The sequence below is a fragment of the Limnothrix sp. FACHB-406 genome, from assembly GCF_014698235.1.
Lineage (GTDB): Bacteria > Cyanobacteriota > Cyanobacteriia > CACIAM-69d > CACIAM-69d > CACIAM-69d.
In genome coordinates, this window is record NZ_JACJSP010000012.1 from 38,132 (window position 1) to 62,143 (window position 24,012).

General features: G+C 54.6%; 29 protein-coding genes and 2 tRNA genes. 19 read left to right on the forward strand and 12 right to left on the reverse strand.

The window, feature by feature from the left end; translation table 11 throughout:
• Positions 1-132: 132 nt before the first annotated feature.
• Positions 133-852, reverse strand: coding sequence for a heterocyst differentiation pentapeptide repeat protein HetL (gene hetL / locus H6G53_RS12505; protein WP_099532075.1), 720 nt, complete (start codon positions 850-852; stop codon positions 133-135).
• A gap of 95 nt (positions 853-947) precedes the next feature.
• Positions 948-1,343, reverse strand: a complete 396-nt coding sequence (locus tag H6G53_RS12510) for a metalloregulator ArsR/SmtB family transcription factor (protein WP_099532074.1) — start codon at positions 1,341-1,343, stop codon at positions 948-950.
• Positions 1,344-1,635: 292 nt separating this feature from the next.
• On the opposite strand from H6G53_RS12510, the gene pyrH reads away from it, so the two are divergent.
• From pyrH to larB, 6 genes are all read left to right on the forward strand, one after another.
• Complete coding sequence (gene pyrH / locus H6G53_RS12515) at positions 1,636-2,364, forward strand: UMP kinase (protein WP_099532073.1); 729 nt, start codon at positions 1,636-1,638, stop codon at positions 2,362-2,364.
• A complete protein-coding gene (frr, locus tag H6G53_RS12520) occupies positions 2,351-2,902 on the forward strand; it encodes a ribosome recycling factor (RefSeq protein WP_099532072.1) in 552 nt (183 codons plus the stop codon). The genes pyrH and frr overlap by 14 nt, the downstream gene beginning before the upstream one ends.
• A 202-nt stretch (positions 2,903-3,104) precedes the next feature.
• Positions 3,105-3,584, forward strand: coding sequence for a thioredoxin-dependent thiol peroxidase (gene bcp / locus H6G53_RS12525; protein WP_099532071.1), 480 nt, complete (start codon positions 3,105-3,107; stop codon positions 3,582-3,584).
• Positions 3,547-4,074 (forward strand): NUDIX hydrolase, encoded by a 528-nt coding sequence (locus H6G53_RS12530; protein WP_234406562.1) that lies wholly within the window; start codon positions 3,547-3,549, stop codon positions 4,072-4,074. The genes bcp and H6G53_RS12530 overlap by 38 nt, the downstream gene beginning before the upstream one ends.
• The gene (locus H6G53_RS12535) at positions 4,064-4,864 is read left to right on the forward strand and encodes an alpha/beta fold hydrolase (protein ID WP_190533403.1); all 801 of its coding nucleotides are present in this window, start codon (positions 4,064-4,066) and stop codon (positions 4,862-4,864) included. The genes H6G53_RS12530 and H6G53_RS12535 overlap by 11 nt, the downstream gene beginning before the upstream one ends.
• A gap of 69 nt (positions 4,865-4,933) precedes the next feature.
• On the forward strand, positions 4,934-5,734 hold the full coding sequence (gene larB, locus H6G53_RS12540; protein WP_099532088.1) for a nickel pincer cofactor biosynthesis protein LarB: 801 nt from the start codon (positions 4,934-4,936) through the stop codon (positions 5,732-5,734).
• 85 nt (positions 5,735-5,819) lie between these two features.
• On the opposite strand, the gene hisS is transcribed toward larB, so the two are convergent.
• The 3 genes from hisS to H6G53_RS12555 form a co-directional block, all read right to left on the reverse strand.
• Complete coding sequence (gene hisS, locus H6G53_RS12545; protein WP_190527263.1) at positions 5,820-7,091, reverse strand: histidine--tRNA ligase; 1,272 nt, start codon at positions 7,089-7,091, stop codon at positions 5,820-5,822.
• A 119-nt stretch (positions 7,092-7,210) separates the two neighbouring features.
• On the reverse strand, positions 7,211-7,495 hold the full coding sequence (locus tag H6G53_RS12550; protein WP_242030902.1) for a hypothetical protein: 285 nt from the start codon (positions 7,493-7,495) through the stop codon (positions 7,211-7,213).
• 237 nt (positions 7,496-7,732) lie between these two features.
• The gene (locus tag H6G53_RS12555; protein WP_190533405.1) at positions 7,733-8,407 is read right to left on the reverse strand and encodes a MotA/TolQ/ExbB proton channel family protein; all 675 of its coding nucleotides are present in this window, start codon (positions 8,405-8,407) and stop codon (positions 7,733-7,735) included.
• 323 nt (positions 8,408-8,730) lie between these two features.
• Between H6G53_RS12555 and H6G53_RS12560 the strand changes: the two genes are divergently transcribed.
• Positions 8,731-8,871, forward strand: coding sequence for a hypothetical protein (locus tag H6G53_RS12560; RefSeq protein ID WP_190355392.1), 141 nt, complete (start codon positions 8,731-8,733; stop codon positions 8,869-8,871).
• A 394-nt stretch (positions 8,872-9,265) separates the two neighbouring features.
• Complete coding sequence (aroQ, locus tag H6G53_RS12565; RefSeq protein WP_370567146.1) at positions 9,266-9,706, forward strand: type II 3-dehydroquinate dehydratase; 441 nt, start codon at positions 9,266-9,268, stop codon at positions 9,704-9,706.
• A 60-nt stretch (positions 9,707-9,766) separates the two neighbouring features.
• On the opposite strand, the gene H6G53_RS12570 is transcribed toward aroQ, so the two are convergent.
• Both H6G53_RS12570 and H6G53_RS12575 read right to left on the reverse strand, forming a co-directional pair.
• Positions 9,767-9,840, reverse strand: a tRNA-Val gene (locus tag H6G53_RS12570).
• 11 nt (positions 9,841-9,851) lie between these two features.
• Entirely contained in the window at positions 9,852-10,037 is a 186-nt protein-coding gene (locus H6G53_RS12575) for a hypothetical protein (RefSeq protein ID WP_190533408.1), read from the reverse strand.
• Positions 10,038-10,068: 31 nt separating this feature from the next.
• Here H6G53_RS12575 and H6G53_RS12580 point away from each other — a divergent pair, with 31 nt between their 5' ends.
• Entirely contained in the window at positions 10,069-10,677 is a 609-nt protein-coding gene (locus H6G53_RS12580) for a pentapeptide repeat-containing protein (protein ID WP_190533411.1), read from the forward strand.
• Between the two features lie 79 nt (positions 10,678-10,756).
• Here H6G53_RS12580 and H6G53_RS12585 read toward each other — a convergent pair whose 3' ends face one another.
• Positions 10,757-11,701: a glycosyltransferase family 2 protein gene (locus H6G53_RS12585; RefSeq protein WP_190533414.1), complete on the reverse strand. Its 945-nt coding sequence runs from the start codon at positions 11,699-11,701 to the stop codon at positions 10,757-10,759.
• A gap of 304 nt (positions 11,702-12,005) precedes the next feature.
• Here H6G53_RS12585 and H6G53_RS12590 point away from each other — a divergent pair, with 304 nt between their 5' ends.
• A complete protein-coding gene (locus H6G53_RS12590) occupies positions 12,006-12,905 on the forward strand; it encodes a metal-dependent hydrolase (protein WP_190533417.1) in 900 nt (299 codons plus the stop codon).
• Positions 12,906-13,131: 226 nt separating this feature from the next.
• On the opposite strand, the gene H6G53_RS12595 is transcribed toward H6G53_RS12590, so the two are convergent.
• On the reverse strand, positions 13,132-13,563 hold the full coding sequence (locus H6G53_RS12595; protein WP_099532085.1) for a GFA family protein: 432 nt from the start codon (positions 13,561-13,563) through the stop codon (positions 13,132-13,134).
• Between the two features lie 310 nt (positions 13,564-13,873).
• Here H6G53_RS12595 and H6G53_RS12600 point away from each other — a divergent pair, with 310 nt between their 5' ends.
• The 3 genes from H6G53_RS12600 to H6G53_RS12610 are packed head-to-tail and all read left to right on the forward strand — an operon-like array spanning position 13,874 to position 14,860.
• Positions 13,874-14,158 carry a hypothetical protein gene (locus H6G53_RS12600; RefSeq protein WP_190533420.1) on the forward strand — a complete coding sequence of 95 codons (285 nt, stop codon included), beginning with the start codon at positions 13,874-13,876 and terminating at the stop codon, positions 14,156-14,158.
• Positions 14,159-14,195: 37 nt separating this feature from the next.
• Positions 14,196-14,456, forward strand: a complete 261-nt coding sequence (locus tag H6G53_RS12605; RefSeq protein ID WP_190533423.1) for a hypothetical protein — start codon at positions 14,196-14,198, stop codon at positions 14,454-14,456.
• The gene (locus H6G53_RS12610) at positions 14,456-14,860 is read left to right on the forward strand and encodes a type II toxin-antitoxin system VapC family toxin (RefSeq protein ID WP_190533426.1); all 405 of its coding nucleotides are present in this window, start codon (positions 14,456-14,458) and stop codon (positions 14,858-14,860) included. Before H6G53_RS12605 ends, H6G53_RS12610 begins: the two co-directional genes overlap by 1 nt.
• Before the next feature lie 38 nt (positions 14,861-14,898).
• Here the strand turns inward: H6G53_RS12610 and H6G53_RS12615 are convergent, their stop codons facing one another.
• Positions 14,899-15,054: a hypothetical protein gene (locus H6G53_RS12615; protein ID WP_158234333.1), complete on the reverse strand. Its 156-nt coding sequence runs from the start codon at positions 15,052-15,054 to the stop codon at positions 14,899-14,901.
• Positions 15,055-15,215: 161 nt separating this feature from the next.
• Positions 15,216-16,514 (reverse strand): glutamate-1-semialdehyde 2,1-aminomutase, encoded by a 1,299-nt coding sequence (hemL, locus tag H6G53_RS12620; RefSeq protein WP_190527250.1) that lies wholly within the window; start codon positions 16,512-16,514, stop codon positions 15,216-15,218.
• Positions 16,515-16,687: 173 nt separating this feature from the next.
• Between hemL and H6G53_RS12625 the strand changes: the two genes are divergently transcribed.
• From H6G53_RS12625 to H6G53_RS12645, 5 genes are all read left to right on the forward strand, one after another.
• Positions 16,688-16,761 (forward strand) — tRNA-Arg (locus H6G53_RS12625).
• A gap of 237 nt (positions 16,762-16,998) precedes the next feature.
• Entirely contained in the window at positions 16,999-17,508 is a 510-nt protein-coding gene (locus tag H6G53_RS12630; protein WP_099532059.1) for a GNAT family N-acetyltransferase, read from the forward strand.
• A gap of 146 nt (positions 17,509-17,654) precedes the next feature.
• A complete protein-coding gene (locus H6G53_RS12635; RefSeq protein WP_190533429.1) occupies positions 17,655-20,117 on the forward strand; it encodes an ATP-binding protein in 2,463 nt (820 codons plus the stop codon).
• A 240-nt stretch (positions 20,118-20,357) separates the two neighbouring features.
• The gene (locus tag H6G53_RS12640) at positions 20,358-21,377 is read left to right on the forward strand and encodes a diguanylate cyclase (protein ID WP_190533432.1); all 1,020 of its coding nucleotides are present in this window, start codon (positions 20,358-20,360) and stop codon (positions 21,375-21,377) included.
• A 202-nt stretch (positions 21,378-21,579) separates the two neighbouring features.
• A complete protein-coding gene (locus tag H6G53_RS12645) occupies positions 21,580-22,554 on the forward strand; it encodes a deoxyhypusine synthase family protein (protein ID WP_099532056.1) in 975 nt (324 codons plus the stop codon).
• 154 nt (positions 22,555-22,708) lie between these two features.
• Here H6G53_RS12645 and H6G53_RS12650 read toward each other — a convergent pair whose 3' ends face one another.
• Positions 22,709-22,945 (reverse strand): hypothetical protein, encoded by a 237-nt coding sequence (locus H6G53_RS12650; RefSeq protein WP_190533435.1) that lies wholly within the window; start codon positions 22,943-22,945, stop codon positions 22,709-22,711.
• On the opposite strand from H6G53_RS12650, the gene H6G53_RS12655 reads away from it, so the two are divergent.
• Complete coding sequence (locus H6G53_RS12655) at positions 22,920-23,321, forward strand: fasciclin domain-containing protein (RefSeq protein WP_099532054.1); 402 nt, start codon at positions 22,920-22,922, stop codon at positions 23,319-23,321. The genes H6G53_RS12650 and H6G53_RS12655 overlap by 26 nt on opposite strands.
• Positions 23,322-24,012: the final 691 nt, after the last annotated feature.

Here is a 24,012-nt window from a genome sequence, read left to right on the forward strand (position 1 = left end):
AGCAATGGCCGGAAGATAGCCGAAGGATGAGCGCTGGCAGCGGGTGGCAATCTTGAGCCGCTTCAACAGCCAGAATGATCGCCTGAACGATATGGAGCCGATCGAGCCATCGACCCGATCGGGCAATCACCCCTAGGATACTTGCAACGCAAAGCCATCCGGCAGGGCGGCCCCCTGCAAATCCGCTTGCCCCAACAGCGTTCCGGTCAAATCCGCCCCGCGCAAATCCGCATCCCGCAAAATCGCCCCCGTCAGATCCGCATAGCTGAGGTCAGCACGCTTCAGATTGGCTCCCGTCAGATCCGTAATCAGAGGCGTTGCGCCGGAAATGCGGCGTAAATTGGCGCGGCAGAGCTTGGCTCCCTCCAATGATGCATGGCGCAAAATTGCCCCATTCAGTTGGCCATAGCTCAAATCTGCCTCCGCAAAGTGGGCGTGCTGCAAATTCGTGTGGTGATTAGGGGTCGATCGAAAATCCACCTCATATAAAACGGCCCCTTGCAAATCTGCCCGCGCCAAATCCGCACCGCTCAAAATTGCCTTGCAAAAGTTGGCGAACTTCAAGCAAGTTTGCGTCAAAATTGCCCCCGTTAAATCTGCCTCTCGCAGCGTTGCCTCGCTCAAATCTGCTCCATGCAAATTCGTTCCCCAAAGCAGCGATTCACTCAGATCCGCCTGTTGCAGATTGCAATGGCTGAGGTTGCTTTTACCTAATCTTGCTTGCCGAAAATCCGCTTGCTTAAAGTCAAATCCCTGGAAATTCATGGCGGTTAATTCCACATCCCGCATTTGGATGAGATGGAATTTTTGTTCACCCGCTGCACCGCGCTGAATCAGTTCTTGCACGTCCATAAAGTCCGTGATTTCCTATCGATGAATTCGGTTAACAGCCTGTTTAATCGCTAATCATGGCCGCTTGAATGGTTGCTGCTGCACGATTGCCGCGATCATCCGGGGTGGCTTTGGGCGGCCGATCGCCCTGCTCGATCGCCCATTCCCGTCGGGCCCAATTGGAACTGTTGAGCCTGTTGCCGCAGTCGATCGCCAATGCCATCGCAAACACTCTGACAAAGCACAAATACCTTGGGATCCGCCACTTCGTAATAGGCGCTAACGCCCTTGGGCTGCCGGGACAAGATGCCCGCCTGGGTCATAATCTTCAGGTGTTTGGACAAGTTGGCTTGACTAAAACCCGTCGCTTCCGTCAGTTCCATCACGTTCATGGGCCCCGATCGCAAACAACACAAAATTTGCAAGCGGCTCACTTCCGAAAGCACCTTGAAATAGTCAGCGATCGAGGTCAAAACTTCAGGGGTCAGCGGGTTGCAATCTTGATCAGTCATGCCAGAAGGGGGCCAAGCAATGGCGTTGGAGAATATGCAAGCGTTTGGGAGCAAACAGGCTGCTGGTGAGGGCAATTCAGCATGGGAGCACAGGAGCAAGATGGCCCAATGTGCGATGACCCAATGAGATGACCCAATAAGTATAACTGGATAGCCATAAAGAGTTTAATAGAGATTGCCCGATCGCCCAAGGGACATCCCACAACCCTTTCAGCCAAGCTGATGCGCATGGAATGCCTTGCGATATCCTATGGGGGAAGCTTGGACTCTAGCAACGCGAGATCGTAGCCGAATGGACTCTAAATACCGAAGAATTCTACTGAAGCTCAGCGGCGAAGCGCTGATGGGTGACTTGTCCTATGGCATCGATCCCGAAATTGTCCACGGCATTGCCCGCGAAGTGGCGGAGGTGATGGCCACGGGGGTGCAACTGGCGATCGTGGTGGGCGGTGGCAATATTTTCCGAGGAGTCAAGGCGGCGGCCGGCGGCATGGATCGGGCCACGGGTGACTACATCGGCATGATCGCCACGGTGATGAACGCCATGACCCTGCAAGATGCCCTAGAGCGCCAAGGGGTACCCACCCGAGTGCAAACCGCGATCGCCATGCAAGAAGTGGCTGAACCCTACATTCGACGACGCGCCATTCGTCATCTAGAAAAGGGACGAGTGGTGATCTTTGGGGCTGGTTCCGGCAACCCGTTTTTTACCACGGACACAACGGCAGCGCTGCGAGCGGCGGAAATTGATGCGGATGTGATCTTTAAAGCCACGAAGGTGGATGGGATCTACGACGCGGATCCAAAGACCAATCCTGAGGCAAAACGCTACACCAGCCTCAACTACAATCATGTTTTGACGCAGGATCTGCGCGTGATGGATGGTACCGCGATCGCCCTGTGCAAGGAAAACAACATCCCGATCGTGGTGTTTGACTTGACCGTTAGCGGCAATATTCAGCGCGCGGTCATGGGAGAATCAGTCGGCACGATTGTAGGAGGACGCTGTGAAGTTAGCTGACGTTGAAAGCAACATGCAAAAGAGTGTGGAAGCCACCCTGCGCTCTTTTAATACGCTTCGAACGGGGCGGGCGAACACCTCCCTGCTCGATCGAATTGTGGTGGAATATTACGGCACTCCTACGCCTTTGAAGTCTTTGGCCGGCATCAGCACCCCCGATGCCAGCACCATTGCGATTCAGCCCTACGATAAAACCACCCTGTCGTTGATCGAAAAAGCGATCTCGATGGATGAAGATATTGGCCTCACGCCCAATAACGATGGTTCGGTGATTCGCCTGAATATTCCGCCCCTCACCTCAGAGCGCCGCAAGGAACTGGTGAAGGTGGCCTCGAAGTATGCCGAAGAAGGCAAGGTCGCCATTCGCAACGTGCGGCGAGAGGCGATCGATCAAATTCGTAAGCAAGAAAAGAGCGCCGAGTTGTCAGAAGATGAAGCTCGTGATTTGCAAGATCAGGTGCAAAAAACCACGGACAAATTCATCTCCAAAATTGACAGCTTGCTAGCGGAAAAAGAAAAGGACATCATGACCGTTTAACAGGTTTGGTGAACGAATTGGCAACCCGATCTCGTTCAGGTGCTGCCCTGCTGTGGGATTGGCCTGACTCGATCGGGTTTTGCTGTTTTGCGATGGAGTTGGCTATTTGAATTTCGGTTGAATCTCGGTTGAATTCAGCCTGAATTTCGGTTGGTTTCAGCTCCGTTGCTTCCAGATCCCTCTTGCAGTGAATTTTTGACCTATGACCCTTTCAGTTGGCGATCTCGCCCCCGATTTCACCCTGCCCGATGGCGAAGGCAACTTGGTGCAACTGTCGGCGCTGCGGGGCCAGCGGGTGGTGCTCTATTTCTATCCTCGGGACAACACGCCCGGTTGCACCAAAGAGGCCTGCGGTTTCCGCGACCACCACGCTGAATTCCAAGCAGCAAACACCGTGATCTTGGGTGTCAGTGCAGACGACGCAAAAGCTCACCAGAAATTCACCCAGAAGTTTTCACTTCCTTTCCCGTTACTCTGTGATCTCGACGGTTCCGTCGCTACCGCCTATGAGAGCTATGGCCCTAAAAAATTCATGGGCAAAGAATATATCGGAGTTTTCCGACAGACTTTCGTTATTGGGGTAGATGGTAGGATTGAGCAAATCTATCGGAAAGTGAAGCCTGAAATTCATCCAACTCAGGTTCTTGCTGACCTTTCAACCCCGTTGGCATCCCCTGAATGAACTGGGAAATTTGGCCGTGACCGGTTTTCGTCCTTTGGCCCAAGTTTGGCGCTATGTCAAAACAGTTTTGGGTGTGGTGTTTCGCCATCCCCTGGTGGGTGTGACGATGATTCCGGTGATGCCGGATGGCCGGTTCGTGCTGGTGAAGCGGCGGGATAACGGCCTGTGGTCGTTACCCGGTGGTTTGGTGGATTGGGGCGACACGATCGCTTCGACCATTCACCGTGAGCTGGCGGAGGAAACGGGTCTCACCGTTGTGGCGGTGGGGCGGTTAGTGGGGGTTTATTCGGCCTTTGACCGCGACCCTCGAATCCATGCCGTGAACATTTCTGTGGAAGTGCAGGTGACTGGAGCGATCGCCCCGGTGGATCAACTGGAAATTGCAGAAGTGGGCTTGTTTGCGCCAAGTTCGATCGGGGGGATGTTGTTGGCGCATGATCATGCGAGACAAGTCCAGGATTATTTCAGAGGCCAAGCCGTTGTGGATTAAACCCCAGACAGCGGCCCAACTGGTGCGTAATGCCCGAATGCGGTTGCCGCGAGGGGATTGGTTTTGGCGAGAGGCGGGAAAGCCGAACTCGCTGGCGGTGGTTTGTTTGCATGGGGCAGCCCATGACGGCGGCCAGTGGCAGGGGCTTTTGGAAGCGTTGGGGCGATCGACCCATTGCCTTGCGCCGGACTTGCCCGGGGTGGGGGAGTCGGGGCGGCCGCGCTGGGAGTCGTTGCCGGGGTTGCTGGCGGCGATCGATGAGTGGTTGGACGCGCTGCGGGTCGATCGGCTGTGGCTGCTGGGAGCCGACTTGGGCGCTTGGATCGCCATCAGCTATGCCCTGTATCGTCCCCATCGTGTGCTGGGGGTGTTGCTGGTGGATCCGGAGCAAACCTTGAAAGGTGCTCAATTACGATTCCGGTGGCCACAGTTGGGTTCTCCCCGTCGCAGGCGGCAAACGGCGACCCCATCCTTGCTGAAGCGGGCGGTTCGATCGCCTGCATCACCGATCAATTTGGAGTGGGGCACGGTTCGGGCCGAAATTTTGGAAACGAAGAATTGGGATAGTCTGGTTTGTCCAGTTTGGACGCTGCGGGCTGTGCGCGAAACCGGGCGCGATCGGGGGCGTTCAGCCAAGGGGCCCCATGCGGCTTGGTTAGCCCAGACTCGACAGGCGTTTTTGCCTCTGGAAGGGGGGCAGCAAATTCAAGAAGCGCCGGAACTGGTGGCGGAGATCATTGCCAGAACCATGGCAAACCCCCGATCGCCCATTTTGCAACTGGATCTCTAGGAGCCAGGATGGGCGCGGAACCTGGGCAATTTTGGGAAAGTGAAGGCAATGATGGAGCAGGGCGCACCGATGGAGGATCTAAAACGGTTGCTGGAGGCGGTCGCGGCGGGGCGGGTGGCCCCTGAACAGGCCATGGCCAACCTGCAAGATCAGGGTTTTTTTGCGGTGGAAGGGTTTGCCAAGGTGGATTGGCAACGGGAACGGCGCACGGGGTTTCCGGAGGCGATTTGGGGCCAAAACAAAACCCCGGAACAGATCGCAGCGATTATGTTGGCGATGCGCGATCGGGGCGCGCCCGTGATTTTGGCAACGCGGGTCGATCGCGCGGCCTATGACCAAATTGCTGCGATCGTGCCGGATTTGTACTACCACGCCTTGGCGCGGATTTGCGCTTGGCAGTCGCCGGCCGCCCTGCGTCGCCAGCTTCGGCCCGGCACGATCGCCCTGGTGTCGGCGGGAACGGCTGATTTACCCGTGGCGGAAGAAGCGGCGGTGACCGCTGAGTTAATGGGATTTCGGGTCGATCGGCTCTGGGATGTGGGAATTGCGGGTATTCATCGGCTGTTTGCCCACCGCGATCGCCTGGCCCAGGCTGACGTGTTGATTGTGGTCGCGGGGATGGAAGGGGCCTTGCCCAGCGTGGTGGCGGGGTTGGTGGATGTGCCGGTGGTGGCCGTGCCCACCAGCGTGGGCTATGGGGCCAACTTCAACGGATTGGCCCCGCTGCTGACCATGCTCAACTCCTGCGCGGCGGGCGTGGGGGTGGTGAACATTGACAACGGCTTCGGAGCGGCGATCCTGGCGGGCCAAATCCTGCGCACGGCGGCCCGCATTCCCATTCCCGATCGCGCCTCTGAAGATCAAAAATGAGCAGCTCAGAATTGAGCGCTAATAAGCGCTGATTTGGCTCCTTTGTAGTGCTTTTGCAGATTTATCGGGGAATTTACTGGGGAATTTACTGAGAAATCTGCTGACGAAACTGTTCAGCCTTGGCCGCTAAGTCCACTTGGGCGATCGCCTCCTGATGCCCAGAAGCCAGCCATTTGAGCTGCACCGTGCCGTTTTCGGCCTCCGCATCACCCAAAATGACGCAAGCGGCAGCTCCGGCGCGATCAGCCCGTTTGAATTGCTTACCAAAGGCACTGGCGCTCAAGTCCATTTCCACCGCAAAGCCCCCCTGCCGCAGAACTTGGGCCACTTTCAAGGCCTGTTGTTCGGCCTGTTCGCCCCGGGAAACCACGTAAAAATCCACCCGATCGCCCGTCAAGGGTTGCAATTGTTGCAACAACAAAATCAACCGCTCCATCCCGATCGCCCAGCCCACGGCCGGCGTTTCCGGGCCGCCCAGCTCGCTCACCAAGCCATCGTAGCGACCACCACCGCAAACGGTGGCCTGTGCGCCCAAGTCATCGGACTGGATTTCAAAGGCCGTGTGGCTGTAGTAGTCCAACCCTCGCACCAGTCGTGAATCCACTTGGTAAGCAATGCCCAAATCCGTCAGGGCCTGTTGCACCTTGGCAAACCGCGCGGCCGACTCGGGCGAGAGGGCATCTAAAATGCTGGGGGCTTCCTGGCAAATTTCCTGGGTTTTGGCCACTTTGCTATCCAAAATCCGCAGGGGATTGCGGCTGAGGCGATCTTGGGAATCCGGATCCAAGTCCGCGAAGTATGGCGTGAGGTAGTCCACCAGTTGGGCCCGATAGGTGGCGCGATCGACCCGATCGCCCACGGAATTCAGCAACATCCGCAACGATTTCAACCCCAAGTGATTCAGCAGCTCCACGGCCACCGCGATCGCTTCCACATCCGCCCGCGCATCCCCACTACCCAACAGTTCCGCGCCAATTTGGTGAAACTGCCGTTGCCGGCCCGCCTGGGGGCGCTCGTACCGGAACATGGGGCCGCAATACCACAACCGTTGGGGGCCGCCAGCCGCAAAGAGCTTGTGCTCCACAAAGGCCCGCACTGCGCCCGCCGTGCCTTCCGGCCGCAGGGTCAAGGAGCGATCGCCCCGATCGGTGAAGGTATACATTTCCTTACCCACCACATCCGTTGCTTCGCCAATGCCCCGGGCAAACAGCTCCGTTTGCTCAAAGATGGGGGTACGAATTTCCCGGAATGCGGCGCGGCCCAGCACTTGGCGGGCGGTGGCTTCCACGTGCTGCCAATAGCCGATTTCGGTCGGCAAAATATCTTTGGTTCCGCGTAGGGCTTGAATGGCAGTCATGGCAGGCGATCGAGTCGAGGTGAAAGAATCGAATTGAAAGGGTGGTGAAGCGTTCAATATCCTAGAGCGGTTGGGGCCCCGAGATCCTGCAAATTCTGTTGATTAATCCCCGCAACTGCTTAGGTCGTGGGGAGCGATCGCCAGGGGCCAAACCGATCGGCATAGTGATCCAAAATCGCTTCCACCTGTTGCCGGGCCCGATCGCCCAGCACCGGATCCAGTTCGATCGCCACGCCTCCCACCTGACTTTGCAAATAATCAAACTCCTGGGAGGTTTGGGGCAACAAAATCGCCTGCACCCCAGCGACCAAGTTCAGGTGGGCCGCCAGTTCACGGTAAACCGCCAGAGGCAGGCGATCGCAGGTTAACGCTTGCCGCATGGAATCAGAATTTAACAGCGCCATAATCGCTACGGTCGGTGATAACGAGGGTCGAAATAATGTCGAAATAAAAAGGGTTGATCGGCTGTGACGAATCGCCGTGATTTCTTGCGGTCAATATCGATATGGATCCAATCGGCATCGATATAGATGTGATCAGTATCGATATGGAATGGATCAGGATCGATCTGTACCAACCTGTACTGGTCAATGCAGATCGCTGTAGATCAACACAGAATCAATCGCAATAGATCAAATGTTCTAGGCTTCCGGGGTTGGCTCTGTTTCCCCATTGGACACGGGGCGATCGCGCCGCTGGGCCCACAATTGTCGATAGAGCAACTCCAAATCGTTGCCCGCCCGCCGAAACAACTTGGCTTGGGTAAACACTAGCCCCTGAAAGAGGCGATAAAACGCCAACGACCCGATCGCCACCACCAGCCCCGTCGCCGTGCTGATCAGCGCTTCCCCAATGCCCAGGGTGACCCCCGCCGTGGCATCGGTTCCCAACTGCCCAATTCGGATTGATCCCAAGGAGCCAATCAGCCCCAACACCGTGCCCAACAGGCCCAACAGGGGCGAAAGAGCAATCACCGCCTCTAGCAGTTTGTCGCCCTTGCGCATGGCGCTGAGTTCTTCTTCGGCGGCCGACTCCAGGGCCAGGCGAAAGAGTTCCGGGTCTGGGTCTTCTAGCTTTAGGGGAGCCGCCAAAAACCGCCCGATCGGTTGGTCGCGGGCCTTGCTGGCGATCGGGCCGGCGCTGCTCCAGTCATTGCGGGCCGACTCCAGGATTCGATCGGCCACCTCCCGTTCCCGCAGCAAAATGCGCCCCCAAAACCAACAGCGCTCAAAGACCGTCCCCACTGACAGCACCGACAGTGTTAACAACGGCCACATGGCCGGGCCGCCCTTGGTAAACAGATCACTTACACTCACGGTTTCGTCCTTGCTCGTTGCGCGATCGCTCGTTCCCTGGCCAGAGCGCAGGAGAGCCAAAGCATCGGTCAGCCCCGCGCCAAGGGCACAACATTGCGCTCGGCTTTACACTTAACTTCGCAAATTTAGCAAATTTAACGGATCCATACCTAACGCCCCAGAGCGGCCACCCCGCCTTTCGATCGGGATTCAACGCAAAATCACCGGGCAAACTGCAACCAAATTTGCACCATCTCAACAGAGGATTGGGTTAATCTAAAGACATGCGACTCTGAGCGATCCCTCAACAGTCGATCGAACCGCCGTCAAGGAGCCTTCGATTAATGGACTATATCGAACAGGTGATAGAAAAGCTGAAACAGTGGGCACAGAAGGTGATCGAAGCGCTGCTTGGCCCACAGGCCCAGCCGGAGGCGGAACCGATTCCCGTGCCTGTGGATGATCGCGCCTATCGCCGCCGCTAATTGGATATTTGTCCTGGGAAGTTAGCGTCAAGCGTTCGTATCTTTCAACAACCGATTTAAACCGACGATTCGCCAAGCAAGGGGACTATCCTCTTGCTTGTGCTTTGAAGGGGGGTTGGGCACTGTCAGCCAACCCCGTAAAAATGCTGATTTTTTGATCCAAACCATAGTTCCAAACCATAGTCCCACCTACGCCCAAGCACGACAGACAAGGGGCTTAAGCCCCTTGCCCCCCACGATTTCGCCACGGTGGAGTTAGGGAATTGGGGGAGCGAATTCTGACCTGAAGTTGGCGCGACCCTCAGAAAAGCCTCAGAAAAACTGGGGCTGAAATTTTGCGAGAATGGGCCACTCAGTCCATTGAATTAGACCGCGAAAGAGCGCCGAAATCCGCGTGAAAATCTTGATTTTGCATGGCCCCAATCTGAATTTGCTGGGGCAACGGGAACCGGGAGTCTATGGAACCCTGACCCTGGCGGCCATTAACGAACGTTTGGAACAGGATGCGGCGGAGCTGCAAGTGGCGATCGATTGTCGCCAGTCCAATCACGAGGGAACGTTAATTGACTGGATCCATGAGGCTCTGGGGCAATTTGACGGTTTGGTGATTAATCCCGGTGGCTACACCCACACCAGCGTGGCCATCCGCGACGCGATCGCCGGGGTGGCCATTCCCACCGTGGAAGTACATCTCAGCAATATCCACAAACGGGAAAGCTTCCGTCACCATTCCTACATTGCTCCCGTGGCGATCGGGCAAATTTCCGGCTTCGGCCCCGAAAGCTACCGGTTGGGGCTGCGGGCGTTGGTCACCCAGTTGCAATCAAGCAAGTGACCCGACTAATTTCTGCCGAACTCTTTGCTAGGTGTTATGGATAATCTCGCGGAACCTGAATGGACGTAACTGGACTCGAACCAGTGACCCCCACGATGTCAACGTGGTGCTCTAACCAACTGAGCTATACGTCCGTAACGGGTTATCACCATACCATGATCTCTTGAAAAAACGCAAAGCTTTGACCAAGGTTTTTCAAGGTTTTTTCGCGAGCGGTGCGTTGGGGGGCGATCGAGCGGCCTTCAGCGGCTGTCAGTCGCCCCCGAGCCTGGTTAGGATAGAGGCGCTTTCCCAACCGTTGCTGCCGGACATTGCATCCCCAGCCTGTCATGGTTGGCAATTTCCCCTGAGGATTCGGATTCGTGGCCAAAATTACCGCTCACCAGTCTTTGCGCAATCTTGATCGACTGGCCCGTTTAGGGGTGATCGGGGGCATGACTTTGGGGGTTGGCCTGGCGATCGGGTTGCCGTTGGCCCCTGTGGCCCAGGTTTCTGCCGCCCGTCCCAATTTGGATCCGCTGGCGCAACTGCGGGCTTTCAACCATTGCCGAGGCTGCGATTTGCGCTATCGAGACCTCACCAGTTTGAACCTGCAAGATGCGGATCTGCGATCGGCCAACCTCTACGGAGCCAACCTGCGAAACGTCAATCTCCAGCGGGCAAACTTGGCAGAGGCCAACTTAGGCGCAGCCGACTGCACCAGGGCAGATTTTCGAGGAGCCAATTTAGAACGGGCCAATTTACGGGCCACCAATTTCAGTGCAGCCCAGCTCGATCGAGTGAACTTTGCTCGCTCCAATTTGATGTTCGCGGACTTGCGGGGAGCCAGCTTGGCCAATGCCAACCTCAGGGATGCTCACCTGGTGAATATTCGGAGCGACGGAGCCGAGTTATGTGGGGCAACCCTGCCCAATGGCACGTTGGTGCGGCAACCCTGCGAAGCCCCCAAGCCCGAACCCAATAAGTTTTAGAAGACCATGGGGCGATCGGTTGGTTCGCGCTGATTCGCAAGTCCCACGCAAAGCTCACGCAAAATCCACAAAACAGCCCTCAAAGCCGTTTATCAATCATGTCTGCCAGCAAGGCCAAAATGGCCGTTTGGGTGGCAGCCAACAGTAAAATTAGGGTGGCTTCCGTCAAGTCATTGCGCACAAAAATATCTTGCGCCAACGAAACGCAAAACCCGATCGCAAAGGCCGCTGAAACGGGCATCAAAATTCGCATCGGCGCAAAATATAGCCCCGTGCGCAGAATAATTTGCACAAATCGCAAAGTGTCCCGAATCGGTTTAATTTTGCTGCGGCCTTGGCGCGGGCGATAGTCGATCGGCTCGTAATGCACCGTATAGCCATTGGTGAGCATGGCCACCGTAATTGTGGTGGTGAAGCTAAAGGTATTGGGCAAAATATTCAAAAACCGATCGGCAATTTCCTTCCGAAAAATCCGCAAGCCACTATTCAAGTCAGGAATCTTGGTTTTGGTAATCCACTCCGCAAAGCGAACGAGAAACCACTTGGGAATTTTCCGCAAATTGGAATATTGCACATTCTCTCCAGTCCGCGACCCCACAACCATGTCCGCTTCCGCCAGTTGAATTAAATTCACCAAGGCCGGAATCCGTTCGTTGGGATAGGTTCCATCCGCATCGGTAATTACAATCAAAGAATACTTGGCGTGACGAATTCCGGTTTTTAAGGCCGCACCATAACCCCGATTAATGTTGTGATCAATGACCCGAATACCGGGTAGTTGATGCAAAATTTCACCGGTTCGATCGCTGGAACCATCATTCACAGCAATGATTTCATAGACACCCGGATAAGCACTGAGGGTGGCTTGCAGATGTTCGATGGTGGGAGCAACGCCCAATTCTTCATTAAAAATCGGCAACACCAAAGAAAAAGCAGGATAGGCTATTTCCCCAGAGCGATCGCCTGGCTCATTTTGATCCACCAGAGCGGGATGGTTAGCGATGCTTGGGGGATTGCTACTCATGCGAAATAATCGCCTCAAAAAACAGGAAAGTGACGGGAAATTAAGGGAGCGGGAATGCAGTTAGCACCCGCACACCAAACGCCGTCTACTTTACCATTGGCCTGATCTACCCCAGGAAATTCTAAATGGGGTAGTCATTATCGCCGCAGAGGATCGATCGCCTCATGCCGTTTGGAGCGGTGATGAGGGGGTGATGGGGTGGTGATTCGATCGCGAAACTTCGAGAAAACTCGACCGTCGAGCCTTCGTCAAGCCTTCGTAGAACCTTGGTTGCAGAAATTCAGAGATTGAGAGGTTGATCAGTATGCGTAATTTGGCGGCGCGATCGCCCCGTTGGCGACCCCACTGGCCCCCCTTGGGCCATCTGAAATGGGGATTCTTGGCCGCGTTGGTCATTGGCCTGGCCGCGATCGGGGGCATCGTTAGTTGGGGAACCACCCAGCCCAGCCAGGCCGCAACCCCCGGCGGTACGGAACTGGTTTGGTATGGCCAATCGGCCTTCAAGCTCACCACCCCTTCGGGCAAAGTGCTGTGGCTCGATCCCTGGTTGCAAAATCCGGCCAACCCCGAGGGAAAAGCCATCCTGAACCAGCTCGATCGGGCTGATTTGGTGCTCGTCACCCACGGCCACAACGATCACGTGGGAGATGCAGTGGCGATCGGCCAAAAAACCGGGGCCCAATTGGTGGCCACCTTTGACTTGGCCAATGCTCTGGTTTCCGTGTTGGGCTACCCCAAAGAGCAATTGCAATTTCCGGCCCTGGGCAACTTCGGCGGTCAAATTTCCTTGCTGGATGGGGAAGTGGAAGTGGCATTCGTGCCAGCGGTTCATAGTTCCACCGTCAGCACAGATGGCAGCCCCCAACCCTTTTATGCAGGTAACCCGGGCGGCTTTTGGATCAAGGTGAAAAACGGCCCCACCCTCTACCACACGGGCGATACAGACCTGTTTGGCGACATGGCCCTCATTCCAAAATTTGGCCCCGTAGATTTGATGTTGACCTGCATTGGTGGCAAATTCACCATGGGCCCCGATCGCGCCGCTGAAGCGGTGGAATTGGTGCGCCCCAAATTGGTGATACCCATGCATTACGGCTTATTTTCGTTGCCGGGCACACCGGAACAGTTTGCCGCAGCCCTGAAAGCTAGACGCATCACCACGCCCATGAAGGTGATGAAAATTGGGGTTCCCGAACAAATTTAGGAACCGCATTTTTGCAGCCCAACAATCAACAACCCAACAATCAACGTTGATGGGCTTTTTGGGCAATTCATCAACAACCAGTCCACCAAAAACACTGGCAAGCTGATCAAAAATGATCGATCGCCCTGCCAGTGTTTTTCATGATTCATCGTCAACATTGCAATGCCCCGATCGAGTTGAAAACTCAAAATCATGGGACATTTCAACTCAGCAAATTAATTCGGAACTATGCGGGTTCCCCTTCGGAAGAGTCAGGGGCGATCGCGGCAAACTTGGCAAACACTTCCGCCTCCGTCAGGTTCACCGTTTGGTTCGCAAAGTCATAGTAATGGGGCTTGCGATCGACAAAAATTTGCTCCGTGAATTCAAAAGGCTGGTCATCGGCAAATAATCCTGCTGGCACAAAATAGTCCTGAGTCGGAACCAGCCGATAAAACAAATGCGTGCCACATTCACCGCAAAATGCTCGCTCAGCCCAGTCGGACGATCGGTAAACCTTCAGTTTCTCGCTTCCTTCGATTTGCACATTGGAACCGCAAGCAATTCCCAACGCTGGGCCACCACTCCATCGACGACACATCCCACAATGACAAGCATCCACGGTGGTTTTGTCGGGAACTTCAATGGCGATCGCCCCACACAGACAGTGACCTTTCATCGATCGCGCCTCCTCCATCAGAGACTATTTGAACGGCCGCAACAATGGTTACAACAAGGACTGCAACAACAGCGGTTACGGCAACCATTATTTGATTTTAGTACAATAACCCTCAGGGGTCACTGCCAAAATGTCGCAACGGCGATCAATCGGGCGATCGCTTGCCTCGTCCCCTAGCACCAGTCTTGCAATAATCTAGGCTGAAGGTGCTGCCCGATCGCGCCCAAGAACTCTATTGATCGTTCGATGCCCCACTCCAGATTGAGCGCACCAATAAAGCCTTCTATCAAACTTAGCGAGCCAACAAATGATGACTGCCAAAGAACGACTCCTCCTAGCGATCGACCAAGCACCCAAAACCGTCATAGAGATTGTTTTGACGCTTCTGATGTTTGTTCAGCAACAACTTCAGTCATCGCTACAACCCCAAGCAGAGACACCGGAATCTGCTACGGATGAAGCCGCACCATTACCCAGCTTTTTTGCGACTGCCCAGCGCCTAAGCGCAGAACTCCCCGAGGAAGCCTGGAAAGATTGGCCGGCTGATTTTTCAATCAACCTTGACCACTACCTCTACAGCACTCCCTCAAGTTAAAGTGTAATTCTGCCCTGAATAAAGAGGATTAGGGAAGATGACCAGCGCAGCTTTAGAAAACCTAGCCAGACAAATTCTGAATTTATCATGGGGTGATCGAATCCGCCTTCTTTGGCAAATTCTGCAACAGCTTTGGCAAAAATCAACAGTTCTTGAGTCTCATAGGTTGAGTACTGCGGAACCTAGTCCTTTTGAGCAGCAATTCGGAACATTAACACTCGATGAGCCTTGTGATTTCGACAATGAAAGTATCGATGCTGACTTGGCACGTGCTTACGCTAGTGACCTGGAATCTTGATGATACTTCTCGATACCTCCGGGCTACTTTGCCTGCAATACGAGCAAGAGTCGCGCCATCAGCAGGCCGTCACTGCCTATCGAATGGCAACAGCTTGGATTACTCACAGCTTCATTATTGATGAATATATGTCGCTAGCAACGGCACGGCGCTATTCGCGAACCAAGGCTATCAACTTTATCAACTCATTGTTGAATACACCAAAGATTGAAATAGTTTGGGTTGATGAATTTCTGGTTAGAGCTGCCGTCACACTCTTGCAGAATCGCCCTGATAAGACTTACTCTCTCTGCGATACTGTCAGCTTTGTTTTGATGCAGCAGCGGGGTATTCGTGAAGCATTGACGACTGATAAACACTTCACCCAAGAAGGATTTACAGCAATTTTGCGGCAAACAAATTGAGGGCGCAGGGTTGCTAGTCCCCACGCCCCCGATCGAACTTACTTCTTGTCACGCGAACGCTTCAAGCCAGGAAACACCAACCAGGCGATCGCCACCGAACCAGCAAACATTGCTGCCACCGGAAAGGTCTGCGACAAAGCCGCCAACGCCGCCGTTACTTCCAACAACAACTTGATGTCTTCGAGGGTTTCCATCGGCTGTCCTCCGAACTCGATATCTCTATCAAACTCGGCGCTTGTCGGAGTTACAGCCGTTGCCCTGTCGGACTTGGGTTGCTCTTTGATGAAACTCAGCGCGGGAACAGATCCAAAACCTGTCCCCGCTCATGAACTGAGTCATTCAGCGCAGTTTGCGATTACAGGCTCGACAGCACTTCGCGAGCGGCGGCCAAGGTGGCTTCGATGTCCTCGTCTGTGTGGGCCAACGACGTGAAGCCCGCCTCAAACTGCGAGGGAGCCAGGTACACGCCCCGCTCCAACATGCCCCGGTGGAAGCGGCTGAACTTGGTCAGGTCAGCGGCCTTCGCTTCTTCGTAGTTGCGCACGGGGCCTGCCGTGAAGAACATGCCGAACATGCCGCTGATGTGGCCGCCGCAGACTTCGTGACCTGCTTCCCGGGCGATCGCCAACAGGCCGGTGATCAGCTTGCCGGTGATTTGGTCGAGATATTCGTAGCTGCCGGGACGACGCAGCAGCTCCAGAGTCTTGATGCCAGCGGTCATGGCCAAGGGGTTGCCCGACAGGGTTCCCGCTTGGTACATGGGGCCAGCGGGAGCGACCATTTGCATGATTTCGCGGCGGCCGCCGTAAGCGCCCACGGGCAGCCCACCGCCGATCACCTTACCGAGGGTGGTCAGGTCGGGGGTAATGCCGAATTTTTCTTGTACGCCACCGTAGGCGATCCGGAAGCCGGTCATCACTTCGTCGAACACCAGCAGCGCGCCGTTTTCCTTGGTGATTTCGCGCAGACCTGCCAGGAAGCCGGGTTCGGGGACGATGAAGCCCGCGTTACCCACGATCGGCTCCAGGATTACGCCCGCGATTTCGCCGGGATATTCCGCGAACAGGGCCTTGACGGCTTCCAGGTCGTTGTAGGGGGCGGTCAGGGTGTCGGCGGTGACGTTTTTCGGCACGCCGGGGGAGTCGGGCAAACCGAGAGTAGCCACGCCGGAGCCGGCCTTGACCAAGAACATGTCGCCGTGGCCGTGGTAGCAGCCTTCAAACTTCAGCAGTTTGGTGCGGCCGGTGTAGGCACGCATCAGGCGCTGGACGGCGATACAGGCTTCGGTGCCGGAGTTGACGAAGCGCACCATTTCAATGCTGGGGACGGCATCGATCACCATCTGGGCCAGTACGTTTTCTAGGTAGCAGGGCGCACCGAAGCTGGTTCCTTTGTCGATCGCGGCTTTCAGGGCTTCCAACACTTCGGGATGGGCATGGCCGCAGATGGCGGGGCCCCAAGTGCCCACGTAGTCGATGTAGCGGTTGTTGTCCACATCCCAGGCATAGGCTCCCTGGACGCGATCGAACACGATCGGCTGACCACCCACGGACTTAAACGCGCGCACGGGCGAGTTCACGCCGCCGGGCATCAGCGTTTGGGCAGCGGCAAAAATTTCTTCTGAACGGGTGGTGTTAAGGGCAGTGGCAACCACAGCGAGCTTCTCCTTAGTTGGGTGTAATGGTTGGTTGTGATGGGGTTGGCGAATATCAAACCATTTTTACAACCCTAAAATTTTAAAATGAGAGGGGCGATCGCTGTCAGAAGTGGTAATATAGCCAAGCGATGTTGAGTGGCGCTTGTGCGGCCGCTTGCATAGCCGACCCTGGATGCGTAGCTCAGTTGGATAGAGCATCAGATTCCGGTTCTGAGGGTCGGGGGTTCGAGTCCCTCCGCATCCGTTCCCATCAAATGGCGATCGCATAAAATGGCGATCGCGGGCTGGTTTTGGTGTTGTTCAACCAGCCCTAAGGTTTATTGTGACCACTGACGCATCGCCTTCTCATTCGCCTCATCTACCTTCCCAGTCGTCCGAATCGCGGGCTGGGGCTAATGTTGGTCTCGGGTCTGAGTCTTCACCCCCTGCGGAGTCTGCGGCCGCCAAGCCGGCCCCGGCCAATGCGGTGGTTACTCGCGACATGACGATCGATGACCTCGCTCCGGTCTTTCACCTGGGCGAGCAGCTTTTTCAAAATGAGTTGTATCCCACGCTTTACCGCACTTGGGATGAGTGGGAGGTCACGGGCCTCTACAACACGGATCCGGAATATTGCCTGATTGCGGAAGTGGAAGGCGAGTTTGCGGGATTTGTGCTGGGTACAGTGATTGAAAAACAGGTGACCTACGGCTACATCAATTGGCTCGGGGTTGATCACCGATTCCAGCGCCGGGGCGTGGCCGACTCCTTGGTCGATCGATTCGTGGAGCGCACGATCCACCAAGGGGCCCGCAGCCTATTTATTGATACGGATCCCGCCAATGAACCGGCAGTGAAGTTCTTTACCCGCAAGGGCTTTGACAATGTGCGCCGCCACGTTTACATGTCGCTCGATTTGGGACAACATCCCTACTTTGGCCGATTGATTGACTACGAGCAAGATCAGGTGGAACGGGCTGCTCGCAAGCACCGTCGCCGGGCCAAGGGATAAGCTGTGCAGTTGATCCCCTGATCCCCAAGCCTGCCCTCTGGCGATCGTGGGGTGCGATCGTGGACTCCAATCGTGGGGTGCGATCGTGGACTTTGATCGTGGACTGAACTGGTGAGAAGCAAGGGCCGTCAGCCCCTAATTTGCCCATGAAATTTTTGCCCCTGCGCACCAAAATCGTCCTTGCTGTGGTGGCTAGTGGCTGGCTGGGGGCGGCGGTGGTCGGTCACTTGACCCTGGAGATGATGCGGGCTTCTTTTTCGCCGGCCACCGTGCAGGGCCACCAAGAAAAGTATCGATCGCACGTATTGGCCTATTACCAATCGGCTGGATCTTGGGACGCAGCCAAACAGCGGGAAGACCTAGGCCACTTCATCCAGCGCCGTCGAGCAGCACTGGCCCACAATCGCGCTGCTGACCTGCCTAAGGATCCCCGCCCGATCGATTGTCCTGTGGAAAGCTGGCTTCAGCGGCTCAAGGCTTGGCTAGGCCCTTTGGTGATGTTTGGGCGACCCTCTCCGCCTCCCGTGACCCATGGGGGATTCGGGGCATCATCGTGCAATTCGGAAGCCGCTTTGCCACCGGATTTCCCGGAGTTGCCAGAAGATCCAGCAACGATTCCTGGCCGGTTCCCACCTCCCAAGCCAGGACAAACCAGAACCGACCAGCGAGCCTGGCCCCCCAGCCGCCCGCTGTTTTCCGTGGTGGACTCAGCAGGCAACTATATCCTGCCGCCTGAGCGGGCCGCGCGGGGCGATCGCGTCCCATTTTTCGACTTGCAACGTTGGTGGTCTCAAGTATGGTCACAGCGCATTTCTGAGCTGCAATTAGATGAGCAAATTATTGGTTTCATTGTATTTGAAAATGATTCGGAAGTAGATGACAGCTTCCTAGCCTATGAACAAAGTGTGCGAGTTAGTTTTTTGTTGGCTTTTTTGGTCACAGCGCTTCCCATTGGGATGATGGGTTATTTTTGGGGAAATACGATCGCGCAGCCTTTGGAGCAATTAACAGAAGCCATTCGTTTGATGAAGCAAGGTAATTTAGACCGCGCGATCGAGGTTAAGGCGAATGGTGAAATTGGCCAACTGGCGACTGAGTTTGTGGCCATGCGACACCAACGCCAACTGGCAGAACAAAAATTAGCCCGCCAAAAGCAACAGGCCGAAGCAGCCAAGCACCAAGCGGAACTAGCTAATCAGGCTAAGAGTGAATTCTTGTCGAATATGAGCCATGAGTTGCGAACGCCGCTGAATGCTGTCATTGGATTTTCGCAACTGATGAAGCGCGATATTGGCTTAACTGAGGAGCAAAAAACTAACCTGGCCGTGATTCAGATGAGCGGCGAGCATTTATTGAGACTCATTGATAACTTCCTATCAATGGCCAAGATTGAAGCGGGCAAGGCGGAACTCGTTACACAGTCGATCGAGGTGCGATCGCTCTTTAAAGAAGTCATGGCCATGTTCGAGTTGGCTACCCATCAAAAGGGATTACGCCTCGATTTTGAACTGGATTCCACCTTGCCTGCCTATGTGGTGATGGATGATGGAAAATTGCGCCAAGTGTTGGTCAATCTCTTAGGCAATGCTATTAAGTTTACGCCGGAAGGGGGCATTTCTGTGCAAGTGCAATATGCACCGCCCGATCGCCTGATGGTGGAGGTGATTGATTCCGGGGTGGGCATTGAACCGGCTGAGTTACCCAAGTTATTCCAGTCTTTTGAGCAAACCGCATCGGGGCGATCGAGCCGCGCAGGAACCGGATTGGGATTAGCCCTCAGTCGCTCTTTTATACAACTCATGGGGGGTGAAATTACGGTCAAAAGCCAGCCCAATCAGGGCACTGCTTTTCACTTTTCGATCAGTGCACCCATTGGGGAACCGAACAGCGCCAATCCCGATCCCAGACAAATTATTGGGTTAGCGCCCGATTCCCCAATTCCTCGAATTTTGATTGCTGACGATCGCCCGGAAAATTGCACCCTTTTGAGTCAATTGCTCAAGCGTGTGGGGTTTGCTGTTCGGGAAGTTCATGACGGCTATCAGGCGATTGAGGAGTGGTCTAAATGGCAGCCCCACCTAATTTGGATGGATTTACGGATGCCGCAACTTGATGGCATTTCGGCCATGAGACAAATTAAAAAACTAGCCCGCTCAAAACAGCAGTTTGTGGCTATTCTGGCCCTGACGGCCAGTGCTTTTCAGGAAGATGAAGAAGAGGTTTTAGCAACCGGTTTTGATGGATTTGTGCGCAAACCCTTCCGAGAGCAAACGATTTTGGATGCGATCGCCCATCATCTCCAGGTTCGCTATCTGTATGCCAACTTATCCACCGGTTTGGAAAGCGAGATTAGCAGCAGCTTCAGCGGGCGATCGCCCGTGGCCAGCCCTGAACTCACTGATCGCGTGAGTCAAAAACTACGGAATTTGCCAGAACCTTGGCGTAAGCAAATGCTGAAAGCCGCCCAAGAAGCGGACTTTTTTGAACTGGAATATTTAATTCATAAGTTGCCCCCGGAAGAGGCCTTAGTCATTGCTCAACTGAATCGTATTTTGCATGATTATGATTATGATCAATTACAGTCATTGTTAAGTATCAATCTGTCATGAAACCGTTACAAAATTGCCATGAGACTGTCACGAAATTTGATTGACAGCTAATTGATATTTGATTGATATTTTTAATTAGTGCTTAGTGAATTTTTTAAGTATTGTGCTTGTATTTTGCTCCTTCGCTTCATTGGCAATTAGGATAAATTCACGAATTTCATGATTCGAGTTTCACAATTCGTGAATTAAATTTGCAAATTTTCAGAAACTCGAAACCACAATCTTCAGGATGCAGAGCCGATGAACTATTCAATGATCGATCGTGTCCCCCCAGCAGACGGCCAGCACGAAGCCATCCATGAACTGGAGCACCCGCCCTGCACAATCCCGACAGTGCAAGGCAACATCCTGTTGGTGGATGATAATTTGGTGAACCTGCGAGTCTTGAGCCAGTTGCTGGTGCGGGAGGGTCACAAGGTGCGGCCGGTCAACAGCGGAGAACAGGCGCTGAAGGCGATCGCGGCCCATCGCCCAGACCTGATCTTGTTAGATATTCGGATGCCAAACCTAGATGGTTATGAAGTTTGTCAACGCTTGAAGGCTGATCGTCGATTGCAGTCTATCCCGATCATTTTTATCAGCGCGGCCAACGCTGTTCACGACAAGGTTAAGGGGTTTGAGGTGGGCGGTGTGGACTATATCGCCAAGCCCTTTCAAGAGTTGGAAGTGTTGGCAAGGGTCAACACCCATTTACAGATTTATCGACTGCAACAGGCCCTAAGTCAAAAAATCTTGGATTTGGAAAAGGCGAACGCCAAAATCACAGAGTTGAGCATTCGAGATGAGCTGACGGGACTGTTTAATCGCCGTCACTTTAATGGGCAAATGAGCCAATTATTTGAGCAGGCTCAGCGCTATCGTTCTCCCTTGAGTGTTGCGATCGGGGATGTGGATTTCTTTAAGCGAATCAACGATCGGTTTTCGCACGCGGTGGGCGATCGGGTCTTGAAAGGGGTGGCGCAAATTCTGCAAAAAAATCTGCGATCGAGCGATCTTTGTGCTCGCTATGGGGGCGAAGAGTTTGTGATTGCACTGCCGGGCATCGGCTCAGCAGATGCGGTGGCGGCTTGCAACAAAGTTCGCCAGGCGATCGAACAAGCGCCTTGGCCCAAAATTCACCCAGAACTCAGCGTCACCCTCAGCATTGGTGTTTCTGACCATTTAGCCCTGGGAGATTATGAGGCGATGATTGCAGAAGCCGATCGCTATCTCTATGCCGCCAAACATGGGGGACGAAACCGGGTTTGTGCCGCTTCTTAATGTTTCGTTGAGGCCAAGGCGGTAGGATGATCGTTTTGGATTGCAGCCCCGTTTTTTTGATCGCGCGCGATCGCCCCCTGGGCTGAAGGATGCTGGGCTTGAATCATCCTCGGTCAACGCTGGGGCAGCGCGATCGACCCTTGAACGCAAATTCCGGGGCTGCTGGTTGTGTCGCACTCTTTTGTTGAAAGGCAAGTAACCTATGGGCCCCGTCAGTCAGTTCATCAAACACCACTACCGCCACTTCAACGCAGCGGCCTTGGTGGATGCCGCTGAAGCATTTAAGGTGCATGTGGAAGCCGGAAATCCGATGTTGCTGGCCATGGCCGGAGCCATGAGCACGGCAGAATTGGGCCTGTCGCTGGCGGAAATGATTCGCCAAGGCAAAATCAACGCGATTTCTTGCACGGGGGCCAACCTGGAAGAAGATATCTTTAACCTGGTGGCCCACGATTACTATGTGCGGATTCCGAACTATCGGGACTTGACCCCAGAAGATGAACAAAAACTGCTGGACAAGCATCTGAACCGGGTCACCGATACCTGCATTCCGGAAGAAGAAGCCATTCGCCGCATGGAAAAAGCCGTGCTGGATGTGTGGAAGGCGGCCGATGCAACTGGGCAACGGAAGTTCCCCCACGAATTTTTCTATGAAGTGCTGCTGAATGGCTCCTTGAAGGAGTATTACCAAATCGATCCCAAAAATTCCTGGATGTTGGCGGCGGCTGAACGGAATTTGCCGATCTTTGTGCCCGGCTGGGAAGATTCGACCCTGGGGAACATTTTTGCGGCTCGCTGCATTGAGGGCGACATCAAAAATGTCCACACGGTGCGCACGGGCATTGAATACATGATGGCTCTGGCGGACTACTACACGAAGGTTTCGATCGAGAGCGGCCAGTCGATCGGGTTCTTCCAAATTGCGGGCGGCATTGCGGGCGACTTCCCCATTTGCGTTGTGCCCATGTTGCAGCAAGACCTGCTGCGCGAAACGCCGCTGTGGGGCTATTTCTGCCAAATCAGCGATTCCACCACCAGCTATGGTTCCTATTCGGGAGCCGTGCCCAACGAGAAAATCACCTGGGGCAAGCTGTCGATCGACACGCCCCGGTTTGTGATTGAAAGTGACGCAACGATCGTGGCTCCGTTGGTGTTTGCCTACGTGTTGGGCTGGTAACGAAGCGGCGATCGGTTACCCAATCGATCGCTCAGGTCACTTTCAGATCAATCTCCGGCCAATCTCAGATTGCTGATTGCTAAATGTCAATTGCTGATTGACAAGCAATTGGCAATCGATGTAGCTCATTCGATGTAGCCCATTGTTGCTAGATCTAGCCCTGCTCTGCTGTCTGGGGATGGCTGCCATTTCCCAAGGACAGCGGGGTGGGCCAACCATGCCCAATCGGAGGTATTAAAACTCCAAAATTGCCCACCGCCAATCGATCGGGCGATCGACGGTAGGATGATTGGGATTTAGCGGCAACCTTGGGCCCCAGCGGCTCTGCATTGCCCTGTACCTGGACTTCACCCCCATCCTTGACCATGCCCGACATTGTTGACATTGCCATTAATGCCGGTTCCTTTGAAACCCTCGTAACCGCCGTCAAGGTGGCTGGATTGGTCGAAGCCCTGAAAAGTCCAGGCCCCTTCACCGTATTTGCGCCCAACGACCAGGCCTTTGCTCAGCTCCCACCCGGCACGGTGCAAACCCTGGTGCAAAACCCCCCACAACTGGCTCGCATCCTGAAATATCACGTGGTGGCTGGTAAATACACCCAAGCAGATTTGGCCCAGATGACCCAACTGGAATCGCTCGAAGGTGCTCCGATTCCGGTGCGGGTTGGCAAAAACTTCGAGGTGAAAAATGCCACGGTGGTGGCGGCCGACATCGAAGCGGCCAATGGCGTGATCCATGTGCTCGATCGGGTAATTCTGATGGGTTAATGGGTTAGGGAGCCAGTGGGTTAATCAATGGCAAAAACAATGGCAAAAACGCGGTTTTCCGATTTCAGAATCGGCCGGAAAGGGACTGCCCCGCTCACCAAAATTCAGTTGAGTCTAAGTTGAGTCTGCCAAGCTGAATCCATCAAGTTGAGTCAAATTCGATCCAACTTTTCGATCCCGCTTGAGGCAGTCCAACTCAAGCTTGCGATTGTTTGCGACTCTTTACATTTCTTCAAAATTCCCAATAGGGGACTGCTTTCGCCAAGCTTCCCCCAAGCTCGCTTTGTGAATCGTGCTCCGCAAGGGGCGTTCCGCGCTCAGCGTAGGATTTAGCGCGATCGCTTTGGTTCCTGTTTCGCGCCCGCCCGCCGGTAAGATCAGTCAGCTCACCGTGAACTGAGTGTTGATCGGTACATAGCTGGTTTGGGGGAATGCCATACACTGAGAGACAGTTTGTTAACTGTCTAGACGGACTCGGCTTCCAGGGGCATCTATTGACTGAACGGGAATTCGCTTCCGTCCTCGCCTGGTGTTGAGTTTGCGGTTCGCAGGGCACAGCTATGGTCATGATCAATCCAGACCATGGCCCAACCGAAGCCGCGATCGGAACATGGTTCACTACTTTTTCCCGAGTATCGTTTTTAATAGAGTCTCAGGGGTAGGGAACAGCAGCCGCGAGGACAGATAACAT